General features: G+C 51.4%; 13 protein-coding genes. All 13 read right to left on the bottom strand.

Going from position 1 to position 12656, the window contains the following annotated elements; translation table 11 throughout:
- Nucleotides 1–415: 415 nt before the first annotated feature.
- The 13 genes from HF569_RS04785 to HF569_RS04725 all read right to left on the bottom strand — a co-directional run bounded on the left by HF569_RS04785 (nucleotide 416) and on the right by HF569_RS04725 (nucleotide 12641).
- Nucleotides 416–997, bottom strand: a complete 582-nt coding sequence (locus tag HF569_RS04785) for a uracil-DNA glycosylase family protein (protein ID WP_168901524.1) — start codon at nucleotides 995–997, stop codon at nucleotides 416–418.
- A gap of 19 nt (nucleotides 998–1016) precedes the next feature.
- Nucleotides 1017–1871: a 4-(cytidine 5'-diphospho)-2-C-methyl-D-erythritol kinase gene (ispE, locus tag HF569_RS04780; RefSeq protein WP_168850237.1), complete on the bottom strand. Its 855-nt coding sequence runs from the start codon at nucleotides 1869–1871 to the stop codon at nucleotides 1017–1019.
- A 188-nt stretch (nucleotides 1872–2059) separates the two neighbouring features.
- The gene (locus HF569_RS04775) at nucleotides 2060–2296 is read right to left on the bottom strand and encodes a Veg family protein (RefSeq protein WP_011667243.1); all 237 of its coding nucleotides are present in this window, start codon (nucleotides 2294–2296) and stop codon (nucleotides 2060–2062) included.
- Nucleotides 2297–2394: 98 nt separating this feature from the next.
- The gene (gene rsmA, locus HF569_RS04770; protein ID WP_168901523.1) at nucleotides 2395–3285 is read right to left on the bottom strand and encodes a 16S rRNA (adenine(1518)-N(6)/adenine(1519)-N(6))-dimethyltransferase RsmA; all 891 of its coding nucleotides are present in this window, start codon (nucleotides 3283–3285) and stop codon (nucleotides 2395–2397) included.
- Complete coding sequence (gene rnmV / locus HF569_RS04765; protein WP_168901522.1) at nucleotides 3275–3847, bottom strand: ribonuclease M5; 573 nt, start codon at nucleotides 3845–3847, stop codon at nucleotides 3275–3277. Before rnmV ends, rsmA begins: the two co-directional genes overlap by 11 nt.
- Complete coding sequence (locus HF569_RS04760) at nucleotides 3834–4613, bottom strand: TatD family hydrolase (RefSeq protein ID WP_168850230.1); 780 nt, start codon at nucleotides 4611–4613, stop codon at nucleotides 3834–3836. Before HF569_RS04760 ends, rnmV begins: the two co-directional genes overlap by 14 nt.
- Before the next feature lie 656 nt (nucleotides 4614–5269).
- Complete coding sequence (metG, locus tag HF569_RS04755) at nucleotides 5270–7306, bottom strand: methionine--tRNA ligase (RefSeq protein ID WP_168901521.1); 2037 nt, start codon at nucleotides 7304–7306, stop codon at nucleotides 5270–5272.
- 182 nt (nucleotides 7307–7488) lie between these two features.
- Nucleotides 7489–8337 (bottom strand): DUF72 domain-containing protein, encoded by an 849-nt coding sequence (locus HF569_RS04750; RefSeq protein WP_168901520.1) that lies wholly within the window; start codon nucleotides 8335–8337, stop codon nucleotides 7489–7491.
- A gap of 11 nt (nucleotides 8338–8348) precedes the next feature.
- Nucleotides 8349–8675, bottom strand: a complete 327-nt coding sequence (locus HF569_RS04745; protein ID WP_168850227.1) for a hypothetical protein — start codon at nucleotides 8673–8675, stop codon at nucleotides 8349–8351.
- A gap of 9 nt (nucleotides 8676–8684) precedes the next feature.
- Nucleotides 8685–9383 carry an NAD-dependent protein deacylase gene (locus HF569_RS04740; protein WP_168901519.1) on the bottom strand — a complete coding sequence of 233 codons (699 nt, stop codon included), beginning with the start codon at nucleotides 9381–9383 and terminating at the stop codon, nucleotides 8685–8687.
- Between the two features lie 80 nt (nucleotides 9384–9463).
- Entirely contained in the window at nucleotides 9464–10429 is a 966-nt protein-coding gene (locus tag HF569_RS04735) for an IpaB/EvcA family protein (protein ID WP_211089629.1), read from the bottom strand.
- Between the two features lie 15 nt (nucleotides 10430–10444).
- Nucleotides 10445–11707, bottom strand: coding sequence for a hydroxymethylglutaryl-CoA reductase, degradative (locus HF569_RS04730; protein ID WP_168901517.1), 1263 nt, complete (start codon nucleotides 11705–11707; stop codon nucleotides 10445–10447).
- Between the two features lie 13 nt (nucleotides 11708–11720).
- Entirely contained in the window at nucleotides 11721–12641 is a 921-nt protein-coding gene (locus HF569_RS04725) for a Ppx/GppA family phosphatase (RefSeq protein WP_168850223.1), read from the bottom strand.
- Between the last annotated feature and the right edge of the window lie 15 nt (nucleotides 12642–12656).

The following is a 12656-nucleotide window of genomic DNA, read 5'->3' as shown; positions in this document are numbered from 1 at the left end:
CTGGAATGCTGTGGGGAGGACGGCTAGAGCCAAAGGACGGTCTCTAGCCTCGCTTTAAGCCGAAGAACACGTCTTAAAGCCGCCATTTACCAAGAGAACCACTTGGTAAATCCCACGGCTGAGCTCAAATTTGGCTCACTCACGGCTACACGGAAGTTATCAACTATCACTGGTTAAACACCAACACTCCAGATATTTAAACCGATTTGTCATTCAAAGACTAGCTTAACTGGAGGCTGGCAGAGGTGGAGTCAGCTATGTCGACGGTGTTAGCCGATTCTCGGCTTACAGCGTGGGACGCGTTTGGAAACTGACGCTTCCTTGTCAGGTTTCAAACCGAGCCGGAGGACCGCTTCTCAGGCCGCAGGTGGTCCCCATAGCAGGCGAAATCTCTACCAGCTGCAGGTGACCCCCTTTACTTGATAATCTGGTGAACTCGCGCCTGTAACTCCGGCACCACGTCTTCCTTAAACCATGGATGCTGGTTCATCCAACCGTAATTCAACGGGGACGGATGCACCAACGGGAAATAATCCGGTAAGTAGTCCGCGTAATGTTCAACGGTCGCCGTCAATGTCTTTTCTCGTTTAGGCAAATAATACTTCTGCGCATACTGGCCAATCAGCAAAGTCAGTTTAATCTTGGGCATCAAGTCCAGCAATGGCGCATGCCATTTATCCGCAAAGCCCTTACGTGGTGGTAGATCACCGCCATGGACGTGTTTTCCCGGGTAATAAAAGTCTAGCGGCAACACCGCTAACTTCCCTGAATGATAAAACTGGTCCTTGGTGACCCCCATCCAATCCCGCAACCGATTGCCACTCGCATCATCCCAAAAGGTCATCGACGCTTGTGCACTGCGGCTCGGCGCCTGACTCACCAACAGAATCTCAGCATTTTCATCCACGTGATATAGCGGCTGAATCCCCTGTTGCGTGAACGCCGCATTCTGCGGATCATCCTGAATGGCTTGAAAAATCTCCTGTGTTTTACTCATCGTTTACCTTCTTCACTGACTACGGCAATGGCCGCACTAAATACACTTCCCGACAGAAGCCCTTCATCCCATTAAAGACGCGTTGAGCACGCGACTGTTTACTACACAAGCCGAAGACGGTCGGCCCCGTCCCACTCATTTGTGCCGCGTCGGCCCCAAACCGCATGAGTTGCTGCTTCAGCTGGGTAATCTCTGGATAGCGGTGCGCGGTCAGGGGTTCCAACACGTTGCCCATCACCGCACACATCTCTTCAATGTCCTGATCACGGACTGCACGCAGCAAGCCATCGATATCGGGATGGGCCAATTCATCGTAACGAATCTGCTGTAAAATGCTGGGCGTTGAGACGCTCACCTTGGGCTTAGCCAATACCACCCAAGCCGCCGGCAACTTCGACAAGGGGGTAATCCGTTCTCCTCGTCCCCGCACGTGCGCCGTCCGGCCGTAGACACAGTACGGGACGTCAGAATCAATCTGTAGCCCCAATTCCGCCAGCTCTTGCCACGTTAGACCCAGTTGCCACAATTGATTCAGTCCCCGCAAAACGGCGGCTGCATCGGACGAGCCGCCACCTAATCCGGCGGCCACTGGAATATTCTTTTTAATACGAATATTGACCCCCTCACCCACGTTAAACTTGGTTTGGAGTAAATGCGCAGCCTGATAAGCTAAGTTGCGCTGATCGTTCGGCAAAAAGCCACTGTCCGAGGCCACTCGGATGCGTTTGTGCTTCGTTAACGTTTGAATTTCAACATAGTCCGCTAAGTCCACGGACGTCATGACCATGTTCCACTCTTCCGCACCATCCTGGTGATGGTAAGGGGTGTCAAGTCCAAGATTTATCTTAGCAGGCGCCTTTTCAATCAGTTGCATGAACTCACCTTAATTCCAGATAGGTCACTGCCTACCGTTCTCGTGAATCTGATTAAGCCTATTATACTATGGTTGTGCTGAAAATAAAAAGGGTTCTCCAAACCCTTATCAACTCTTAATTGACAAGGTCTGGCGAATCCTTTTATGTAATTTAAGATAAAATAAAAAGGCCAGATTGGCCCAATTATTTATTCATCAAAGTCAACTTCGATGTTTTTCGTTAAAATGTCGGTATAGCTGTATGAAACCCGTTCAAACGAATTCTCGTCCTGGTCCAAATCCACAACGAAAACAGCTGGATAGGTTTCCCGAAGAATTCCATGCCGCTCTGTCGTCTTCTTACGCCCGGCCTGTGCGATCACCATTAACTTTTCGCCAATGCGATCGTCCAGTTTATTCTTAATGTTCGCTAAACTTGTTGGCATGCACTTCACCTCTGTGAAACATGATACCATGGTTTCACAAAAAACGCAAATTATACCACACTAGCCTTTAATCCGCAAGAATCCGCGATTGAAAAGGGTTACATAAGTCCTTCATTGTGAAAAGCGTTGGTTAATTCGATAAAATTTATTAAAGTTAAGCGTTCTGGTCGCAGCTGCCGAGAGATTTCAACATCATTTAAGACGGTTTCAATCCGTTCCCGCACTTCCGGCTGCTTGCCGAAGATCCCTTGCAGATTGTTCCACAGTGTCTTCCGGCGATGAGCGAAGCAGCCCTTAACAAATCGAAAAAGGGCTTGGTCTTCGTACGGTTTTACCGGTAGTGGTTCTCGTGGGGACAGGCGGATAATCGCCGAATCAACGTTAGGCTGTGGAATAAATGCCGTCCGCGGCACGTCAAAGGCAACCTCCACGTGGGCCCGGTACTGCATGACGACTGATAACGAACCGTAAGCCTTCTCGCCCGGCTTGGCAACCAAGCGATCTGCGACTTCACTCTGCATCATCACCACAATCTCGTCAAAATCGACCCCACTCTGCAGCACGCCCATTAGGATCGGCGTGGTAATGTAGTATGGCAAGTTAGCGACAATTTTAACGGGATGGCCCGGCTCAAATTCATCCTTGATGACGGCCGGCAAATTCGCCTTCAGAATATCTTGGTTAATCACCTTGATATTATCGTAATCCATTAACGTCTCGTCCAGCACTGGCAACAGATTTTCGTCAATTTCGAAAGCCACCACTTTACGTGCGCGCTTCGCAATCTGCTCCGTCAGCGCTCCAATCCCCGGACCAATTTCAATGACGTTATCATTTTCCGTCACGTCACCTGCGGCCACAATGTTCCGCAAAATATTCAGGTCTGACAGGAAGTTCTGGCCCAAGCTCTTCTTGGCGACTAACTTGTAGCGCGTCAGGATGGCTTTGGTTCTGGCTGGCGATCCGATTTCAGGTACACTATTTTTCATGGGAATCCTCCTTTTGACGAATCTGTTGCAAAGCCGCGGCAAAATCCGCGGGTTGAATCCCGAACATCCGCAGGCGTTTTTCCAATTGCTTACCATTGACGTAACCAATCTGCAGGAGCTCACCGAGTTGCTCGCGCCGTTCCTTGGCCCCGGGACCACCAATCAAGCCGGCAACTATCAAGTCCTCATGGGTAATCAGCGTTGGTGCCGCCGGTGCTTCCGTATACACGTGATCCAAGGCCGCCCGAATGGCCGCTGGCGTGGCGTGCTCAACACCTAGTGAGCCGCCCGCCTTGTCCGGCCGTCCCTGCGCCTTAGGCAAGAAGGCGTGTTTGGCGTTTGGCACAGCTTCCGCGACAATCTTGCGAATTTTCTCGCCCGAGAAGTCTGGATCGGTGAAAATAATCACGCCCCGTTGATCGGCCAACTTTTCAATCAAGGCCAGCGTGTCCTCATCAATCGCCGAGCCCCGGGTCTCAATAGTATCCGCGTTAACGGCGCGGTTAATCGCCTTGGTATCATCTTTGCCCTCGACCACGAGGACCTCTTTAATCTTTTTCATTAATCTGATAAAACTCCTCTGCGTTGTGGTAGGTGGCAGCCGCAATCTCTTCCGGCGTCGTCGACCGCTCCTTAGCAATCGCCTCAACCGTATACCGGGTGAAGCCAGGTTGATTCTGCTCGCCACGATGTGGTTCCGGTGTCAGGTAAGGCGCATCCGTCTCAACCATCATCACGTCCAGCGGGGTTGCCCGAACGGCATCATGAACTTCATGAGCGTTCTTGAAGCTAGCGACGCCCGAATATGAAATGTGCATGCCCAAATCCAAAAATTTCTTAAGCCACTCCGGATCGCCGTTGAAACTGTGCATCACGCCACCAACCTCGCTGACGCCGCCTTCCTTGAGAATCCGGTACGTATCTTCGAAGGCGTCGCGGTTGTGGATGGCGACGGGTTTACCGACTTCTTTAGCGATCGCCAATTGACGGGCAAACACCCGGCGTTGCACATCCTGTGGCGAACTATCCCAATGATAGTCCAGCCCAATCTCGCCCAGCGCAACGACTTGCTCGTCAGCTAACTGCTCCTCCAGGACCTTTTCAGCAGCGGCATCGTAGTTCTTCGCATCTTCTGGATGCCAACCAACTGCCGCATACAGTTGGGGATATTGGTGGGCTAACTTAATGGCATCGGCGTTCAACTGCGTGTTGGACCCGATATTGACCATTTTAACCACGCCCAAGTCCGCGGCTTGTTTGAGGTACCGTGGCACTTCTTTAATAAATTCTGCGCTGTTTAAATGAGTATGTGAATCAAAGATTTTCATCATGATCCTCCTTATTTCTACGACACTAAATAAAACGTGGGCTGCTGTGCTTGCTGTCCCGTGACTATCCGCAAGAAAAAGTTATCCCCATGTGGACAACTTTTTCTATTCAGTCACTATCCACAGCAAAAAGGACCTAAAAAGCCAGTCTCGGTGATCTACCGCCATTATCGCAGACCTTATCAACAATTTCACCCACAATTCAGTGAATTATCAACTGTCTTATCCACTTAGTCACCGTTCGCACCCACTTATCCACCCTAGGGCACGACCAATCATTTTATTATGCACCGGTGGATAAGTGCTTAAGTGGATAACTTGAGTTTCCTCGCGCACAGCCTATGGATACGACTGTGCCAGCCACGCCCCAGAACACTGCGTCAGCCGTGAGTGAACCAAATTTGGACTCAGCCGCGGGATTTACCAAGTGTTTTTCTTGGTCAATGGCGCCTTTGAGACGACATAGCCGAAATGTGTTCCATCAGGCAGCTGGTTGCGTTTAACCCCGCTAGACTAAAAATCCAGAATCAGGATTTTCAATCTAGCGACGTTAATACTCGCCAGCTAACCGCCTGATTCCACACTCTTTTTCCGTTAGAGTTAAGAAAACGTGGGTTGGCGTCTCATCGACCCGCCGCCCACGTTCCTAGTACGCTTTATTCTACTGAAGAACCGTTAACCAGTTCGTTTGGTACTGTAATTAATTGGACCTTGCCAGCATGTTCTGCGGACAGCAACATCCCTTGGCTCACTTGACCACGCATCTTCCGTGGCTTCAAGTTAGCGACAATGACAACCTTCTTACCTACCAATGACTGTGGTTCTGGATACCATTGGGCAATTCCGGACAGAATCTGCCGGTTGCCTTGATCGCCAGCATCCAACTGGAACTTCAGCAACTTGTCGGCACCCTCAACATGATCGACGGCCTTCACTTCAGCCACCCGTAATTCGATCTTTTCAAACTTATCAAAACGGATTTCGGGCTTATTCAGCGTCAAATCAGTTGCTGGTTCGGCCTGTGCCGCTTCCTGTTGGGCTTGCGCCTTAGCAGCCATGGCGGCCCGACCCTTCGTCTTTTCAGACTTCGTCATCTGGCCTTGGATGAAGTCAACTTCTTCCTTCACATCAATCCGTGGGAAGATTGGCGTTCCCTTAGCAACGACCTGTTTACCAGCTGGTAAATCAGCCAACTTTAAGTCGACCATATCAAGCGTGGCCGGGTCCAACCCTAATTGCGTAAAGATTTCCTTAGGCGCATGCGTCATCACTGGACTAATCAGTGTGGCGATCACCCGCAAGCTGGCTGCCAAGTGTGCCATAACAGCTGCTAGTTCAGTTGCTTTACTGTCGTCCTTGGCTAATTTCCAAGGTTCCGTTTCGTCGATGTACTTGTTGGTCCGGGAGACTAACTTCCAGATTTCAGACAAGGCATCCGCAAAGTGCATTTGATCCATCAGATCGTGGTAGTGCGCAATCACCGTTTCAGAAGTGGCTTCCAAATCGGCGTCAAATGCCGTCACACCAGCATTGAATTCAGGCAACTTGCCCGCTTCATACTTGTTAATCATGGCAATGGTCCGGTTCAACAAGTTCCCCAGGTCATTCGCCAAATCATAGTTCAACCGATCAACGAAGTCTTCAGGCGTAAAGGTCCCATCGTTACCATAAGGCATGGCGCGCATCAGGTAGTACCGCAGGGCATCGAGGCCGTAACGATCAACCAAGGTTTCAGGGTAAATAACGTTCCCCTTCGACTTGGACATCTTACCGTCGCGCATCAACAACCAGCCGTGGGCAAATAATTCGTCCGGCATTTCGAGGCCCAACGCGTGGAGCACAATTGGCCAATAGATGGAGTGGAAACGGACAATTTCTTTCCCAACCATTTGCACGTTAGCTGGCCAGAACTTCTTGAACAAGCTTTCATCGTCGCTCGTGTAACCCAGCGCCGTGATATAGTTCAACAGCGCATCAATCCACACGTAGACCACGTGCTTAGGGTCGCTCTTCACGGGCACACCCCAAGTAAAGGTCGTCCGGGAAACGGCTAAGTCTTCCAGCCCTGGCTTGATGAAGTTATTGATCATTTCGGTCATCCGGGATTCCGGTTGAATGAAGTGGGGGTGACTGTGGTAGAAGTCTAGCAACCAGTCCGCATACTTACTCATCTTAAAGAAGTATGACTGTTCCTTAACTAGGGAAACTTCGTGACCAGAAGGGGCCTTCCCACCAATGACCTTACCGTTGTCATCATGGTAGACTTCCGCCAGCTGCGTTTCGGTGAAGTATTCCTCATCATCTTCGGAATACCAACCTTCGTATTCGCCTAAGTAGATGTCCCCTTGCTTTAAGAGGCGCTCGAAGACTTCTTGAACCGCCGCAACGTGTTCTTTATCGGTCGTCCGAATAAACTTGTCGTTGGAAATTTCCAACGTCTTCCAGAGTTGCTTGATGCCATCAGCCATGCCATCAACGTACTCTTGTGGTGACTGGCCTTGTGCCTTGGCCTTATCTTCGATCTTGAGACCGTGTTCGTCAGTCCCGGTTAGGAAAAAGACGTCGTACCCGTTGCTCCGCTTGTAACGGGCCACCGTGTCACACGCAATCGTGGTGTATGAATTACCGATGTGTAACCGCCCGGATGGGTAGTAGATCGGCGTTGTAATGTAAAAAGTTGGTTTGTCTGCCATAAAATAAAAGCCTTCCCTCGCTCTAAATTGTTCCATTATTTTCAGGTTAATTTTCAGTTTAAATTCTAATCCAGTATAGCATAAACCCCGGTTGAGCCATAGCGGTTCCCGGGGATTTTAATGCGACAAATATTGCCGTCTGACGCGCGGCCGGTCCACCCACGCAACCGTGGCCGTGTCACTTAAAACAGATCCAATTGTTGCGGCGCTAGATTATCCCACTGCAAGCCCAGAATCTGTTGCAGCCGTAAGGCGTTCGGGGCGGCATCTCTACCTGAATTATTGTTAAAGATCACGCAAACATTCGTCGCTTGTGCGGCCAACCGCTGAACCATCGCCGCAATCTCCTGCAGCTCTTCTTCGCTGTATTTATACAGCGTACGGGTCTTCCGCCAATCTGCCCCCTGATTGAACCAGCCCTGGGTGTTGCGACCATGCAAGCGAACCATTGCTAGGTCCGGGGTCGTCACGGTCTCAACCAATGGAATCCCATCGTTCAGGTTGTGGGGCTCATCGGTGGTCACGTTCGTAAATTTCAATGAGGCCAGATACGCCATGACGTCCGTCGTCATCCCCGCATCGTCAAACCAGCTGGGACTCCGAAACTCAACCGCCACGGGCAGTCGTCCCATTTGAACCCGAATATCCCGCAGATACTGAATATTCGCCGTCGTCCGATTGAAGTAAGGCGGAAACTGAAAGAGGACCGTTTGCAACTGACGATGTTGGACAAGTGGCGCTATCGCTTCCTTGAATTGATCAAAGGCCGCCGTCCGCTCTTCAGTCGTGGCTGGCGTTTGCCGCTGATCGTGTTGGGTCATCACCTGATTGGCTTTCAGAATATACTGAAAGCCCTCTGGCACTGCCGCCTGCCACTTAGCAACCGTCGTCTGACGGGGAATGCCATAAAATGGCGTATCCAACTCCACTACTGGCAAGTTCCCCGCATACTCATTCAGCGTCACGGGGCGGTCCTCACCGCCGATTAACGCCGGATGCTCCGTCCACGTTGTCAGCCCAATCGTAATCACGTTCTCACCTCTTACTTCAAGTTCTCAAATCGTTTAATCAAATTCACTTCTGGTGCTGTCAATTGCCCCGTCAGCTGGCTAATCAATCGTTTGCCAGCCACGCGGTCATTATAACGGATACCCGTCACACAGATATCAATTAGGGCAAACATGACCGTCACCAAGATCGCCTCACGCCGATTAAAGGTCGCATTAAAGAGTGTCACCAACTGACCGCTAAACGCCAGCTGAATGATACTGTAGACCAACAACGTATCGGGCACCAACTGCAAAATATTCAACCATCGCAGTCGCAATACGACTTTTTTCAATTGCGCAATGACTTCTCGATGACTCATCATCTCACCTCAGACCCGCAACGCGGCAAAAAATTCAGTGGCATCAGCTTGAACCATGTCGTAATCGAAGCCTAGATTTAACTTTTCTTGATTGACCACGACGACCTTCGCCTGTTGATTACGGTAGTCTAGCAATCCAGCGAACGGGTAAACCCGCATCGACGTGCCGACAATCACCACTAGATCCGCCTGGCTCATCGCCCCCACGGCTCGTTGAACGTTGGTCGTATTGAGCCCTTCGTCGTAAAGGACGACATCCGGCCGTAACCAACCACCGTCCGCTTCGTGATACGGTGATTTCAAATAATCGTGCCAATCTACTTTCGTGCCGCAAACTTGGCAATACACCTGATAGAGGTTGCCGTGAAACTCCACTAGGTGGCGGGTATCCGCAACATTATAGAGATTATCAATGTTTTGGGTAATGACCGTGGCCCGATTCTCACGGGTCAGGGCCGCTTGTTTCTCGTGAATGACATTGGGTTTGGCATCTGGATAGTACAGGTTCTGCTTCACGTAGTCATAAAAGACTTCCGGTTCCTGCACCAAACAGCTGTGACTCAGATAGTATTCGGCATTCCGATGCCCGGTATACAAGCCGTTTTTCGACCGGTAATCCGGAATCCCCGAGGGTGTCGACACCCCGGCTCCGGTTAAGAATACAATGTGCTGAGCTTGATCAAAGGTTGCTTGTAAGCTCGCTTCCATCCCCATCATCCTTTCTTGTGACGATCGTTACATTTTTTCAGGACGCACAACCGCGTCCGGCTTTACAGAACCCCCGCCAACTACCGCAGGATGTAAGGCATCTTGAGTTGGTCAAAGAGTTCTTGCACCGTCAGATCGTAAATCTTAGTGAAGTAATCTGGCGTGTCATCCTTCGGTGCTGGTGAAGGGAGCACGAAGGCGTTCTGCTCATCTGTCCGGTTAAACCCGACGTAAGCCCGCCGTTGACTGTTCTTTTCGTGCATATCTGAATGATACAGTTCAAAGACCTGCCGTACCTTCAAGCCCAGTTGGCGTTTCGACATAACACTGGTCAACGTGGTGAACTCCGTGTTGTGTAGGCCGGGCAACTGCCAAGCTTCGAGTTGTTCGTCAAAGGCCTTAAACAACTTCACGACGTTCCGCCGCAGCGTAAACGGTGAGTCAACGGGCTTAGCCGTAATCACGGCGTAGAGCTTCTTCGCAGCGGCCAAGCTGATCGGATAATCCCGCTCGAAATCTGCCATGACCTTCTCGTTGTCTAGCCCGAAGAAGACTAAGGCATCCAACAACGTCAAGGTCCGCAGCGTCATCTCGTCGTCAACTGGATCGGGTTCTGGCTTAATCGTCGCCTTAACACCGGCGAGATATAGGTCCTCAATTTCTGGGGTAATCAGGCCATGCTTTTTCTGTTCGCTGACCACGACGAAGTGACTCACGATATCATAGAGTTCCGTTCCCATGATCATTAGCTGTTCATCTAACTTGGGTTGTCCCGTGGTCAATGAGAAGAAGACCTGAGGGAACCCGGAAAGAATCATCAACAAGTGGAGAAGTTCATGCGAAGCCGTATAGTTAGGCGCCGTCAAGTCAGCCACTTGGATAGCAATGTCCTTGCCCATTTGCATCTGTTGGGCTTGGTCATGCCGCACGTAGCCAGCTTGAAGTTCACCGATGAATTGGACTTCGACTTTACCGGGATAAATGGCGTTGACCTGGTTCAAAAGCCCCTGGACCGCCTCGTTTAGTTGCACATCTTTTGCTTTCAGCATGTCATCTGTCACCTATTTCTTTAAATTTACTTCACGTACGGCCAACAAGGCGGCTTTCGCCTGCGCCGTAGTCGGTTGGGTCACACCACGTAGACGACCCACGACCGCCGGGACTTCCCCCGGGGTGGCGCCCACGGATAGTGCGAGTGATTTTAATTGTAATTGCATGTGGCCGTGTTGAATGCCTTCCGTGACCAGTGCCCGCAAGGCGGCTAAATTCTGAGCCAGCCCGACGGCCGCCGTAACCCCCATCAGCTCGCGCGCCGAGGTAATTTGCGCAATCTGTTGGTTAATGACGACTAGCGGAAAGACCCGCGTTGCGCCACCCACAAAGCCCAAGGCCAGCGGTAACGTCAACTCACCGTGTAACTCATCATCTTTGAGCCACCAGTGGCTTAGGCTCTGGTAGCTGCCGTGACGGCTAGCATACGCGTGCGCCCCGCTTTCCACGGCCCGCCAATCGTTGCCCATTGCCAGCACGACGGCATCGACGCCGTTCATAATCCCCTTATTGTGGGTCACCGCGCGATACGGATCGTGCTCGGCAAAGTCGCTAGCATCGCAAATGCGTTGCGCGACCGTCCGGCCATCGATTGTTTTGGTTGCCAATTGGTCAACTGGCACCGCTACATCAGCGGTCACCAGACTATGCGTGGCGTAATTGCTGAGGATGCTCATCAACACGTTAACCGTGAGGTGTTCCTTCAAATAATTAGCCACGGCCTCACAGATCGTGTTCACCAGGTTAGCGCCCATCGCCTCACCGACGTCGATGAACAGATCCAACGACATCCAGTGTGGCGGAATGCACCGAATCCGCAACGATCGGGCACCACCACCGTGCCCCAACAAGGACGGATGGACTGCATTGGCCACCTTCAAGATCTCATCTTGATGCGCCGTTAACCAGGCCTTAACGCCCGTACGATCGGGGACGTGACTCAACACGATCTGGCCCATCACTTCGCGGCGTTCGACCGTCGTCGTGATGCCTTGTTCGCTTGTCAGGAGACGCCCGCCGTTACTCGCAGCGGCGATCACTGAGGGTTCTTCAGTCACCATGGGTACAGCCATCGTTTTGCCGTTAACGCGGAGATGGACGGCCACCCCCTCGGGCAACCCATACGTCGTCAAATAATTTTCAATCAAGTCTGCATCAGCGGTCCGCTGTCTGGCGGCAATTTTAGCTAATTGCTGAATCGTTAAATGACTTTCTTGTGCCAACAAGTCGCGCCGGGCCCCATAGGGCAACCGGTAAAATGGTGTTTGGGCCATAAGACATTCCCCCCTAGCGTTGACTGAGATATTCGGAAATAATGCCTTCACGCACGCCGCTCTCAGAAAAAACGACGCGGTCGGAATCCAACATCTGAAGAAGCGTTACCAATGGTAACATCCCACCGATAATAATATCGGCCCGGTCTAATTCTAGCCCGGAGATACGTTTACGTTCGGCCAACGGTACCCGTAATAGGCGTTCGAAGGTCTTCATGACCTGTTCCGTCGTCAGCCGGTAGCCGTGGATATTCTCGACGTGGAGGATCTTTTGCTGTTGCCGATTCATCCGGGCCAGTGTGCGATTCGCCCCACCAAGCAGAACCAGCGGCAAGTGTTTGGCGTCATTTAACCACCAAATATCCCGCAAACGCTCGCGTAAAAAGACTTGCGCCGAGAACAGATCGACCGCCCGCACGCGGTCATCCAGCCGAAATTGTTCCGATAAGTTCACCGCGCCAAACGGCACACTGATGAGATTAGCATCGCGGCCATCCTTAACGTGAACCAACTCACAACTTGCACCACCGGTATCCAGCAACAAGCAATCCCTTACTTTCAGACGGTTCACGGCACCGAGATAGTCATAATAGGCTTCCTGATCGCCAGAAAGGACCTCTAAGTCAATATCCGTCGCCGCGGCGACCCGCTCTAAAAACTCATCGCGATTGCGCGCTTGGCGGACTGCCGCCGTCGCAATTCCCCGCACGACTAGATTGGGTAATTGCTCATAGTACGGTCGAAATGATTTGAGTGCACTGATCGTTCGGTCCATAGCCTTAGGTTGAAGAATCTTCTCGGGGCCCATCCCCTCTGACAAGCGACTATCCACTTTAACCCGATTGACCTCACGATAGGTGCCGTCCTCATGTAACTCATTGACGGCCATCCGCACCGAATTTGATCCCAGATCAACAATGGCTAAGTTTTGCATAGATTCTCCCCCGTT

This window comes from Levilactobacillus tujiorum (assembly GCF_012641185.1).
In the GTDB taxonomy this organism is placed as follows: Bacteria; Bacillota; Bacilli; order Lactobacillales; family Lactobacillaceae; genus Levilactobacillus; species Levilactobacillus tujiorum.
This window is presented reverse-complemented; position numbering and strand designations above follow the sequence as displayed.

What these genes read in the sequence shown, in the direction of transcription:
- HF569_RS04740 (WP_168901519.1), bottom strand. Translation starts at nt 9,383, where the DNA reads ATGGAAGCGAGCTTACAAGCAACCTTTGATCAAGCTCAGCACATTGTA.
- HF569_RS04730 (WP_168901517.1), bottom strand. Translation starts at nt 11,707, where the DNA reads ATGGCCCAAACACCATTTTACCGGTTGCCCTATGGGGCCCGGCGCGAC.
- rnmV (WP_168901522.1), bottom strand. Translation starts at nt 3,847, where the DNA reads ATGAAAAAGATTAAAGAGGTCCTCGTGGTCGAGGGCAAAGATGATACC.
- HF569_RS04725 (WP_168850223.1), bottom strand. Translation starts at nt 12,641, where the DNA reads ATGCAAAACTTAGCCATTGTTGATCTGGGATCAAATTCGGTGCGGATG.
- ispE (WP_168850237.1), bottom strand. Translation starts at nt 1,871, where the DNA reads ATGCAACTGATTGAAAAGGCGCCTGCTAAGATAAATCTTGGACTTGAC.
- rsmA (WP_168901523.1), bottom strand. Translation starts at nt 3,285, where the DNA reads ATGAAAAATAGTGTACCTGAAATCGGATCGCCAGCCAGAACCAAAGCC.
- HF569_RS04775 (WP_011667243.1), bottom strand. Translation starts at nt 2,296, where the DNA reads ATGCCAACAAGTTTAGCGAACATTAAGAATAAACTGGACGATCGCATT.
- HF569_RS04760 (WP_168850230.1), bottom strand. Translation starts at nt 4,613, where the DNA reads ATGAAAATCTTTGATTCACATACTCATTTAAACAGCGCAGAATTTATT.
- HF569_RS04745 (WP_168850227.1), bottom strand. Translation starts at nt 8,675, where the DNA reads ATGAGTCATCGAGAAGTCATTGCGCAATTGAAAAAAGTCGTATTGCGA.
- metG (WP_168901521.1), bottom strand. Translation starts at nt 7,306, where the DNA reads ATGGCAGACAAACCAACTTTTTACATTACAACGCCGATCTACTACCCA.
- HF569_RS04785 (WP_168901524.1), bottom strand. Translation starts at nt 997, where the DNA reads ATGAGTAAAACACAGGAGATTTTTCAAGCCATTCAGGATGATCCGCAG.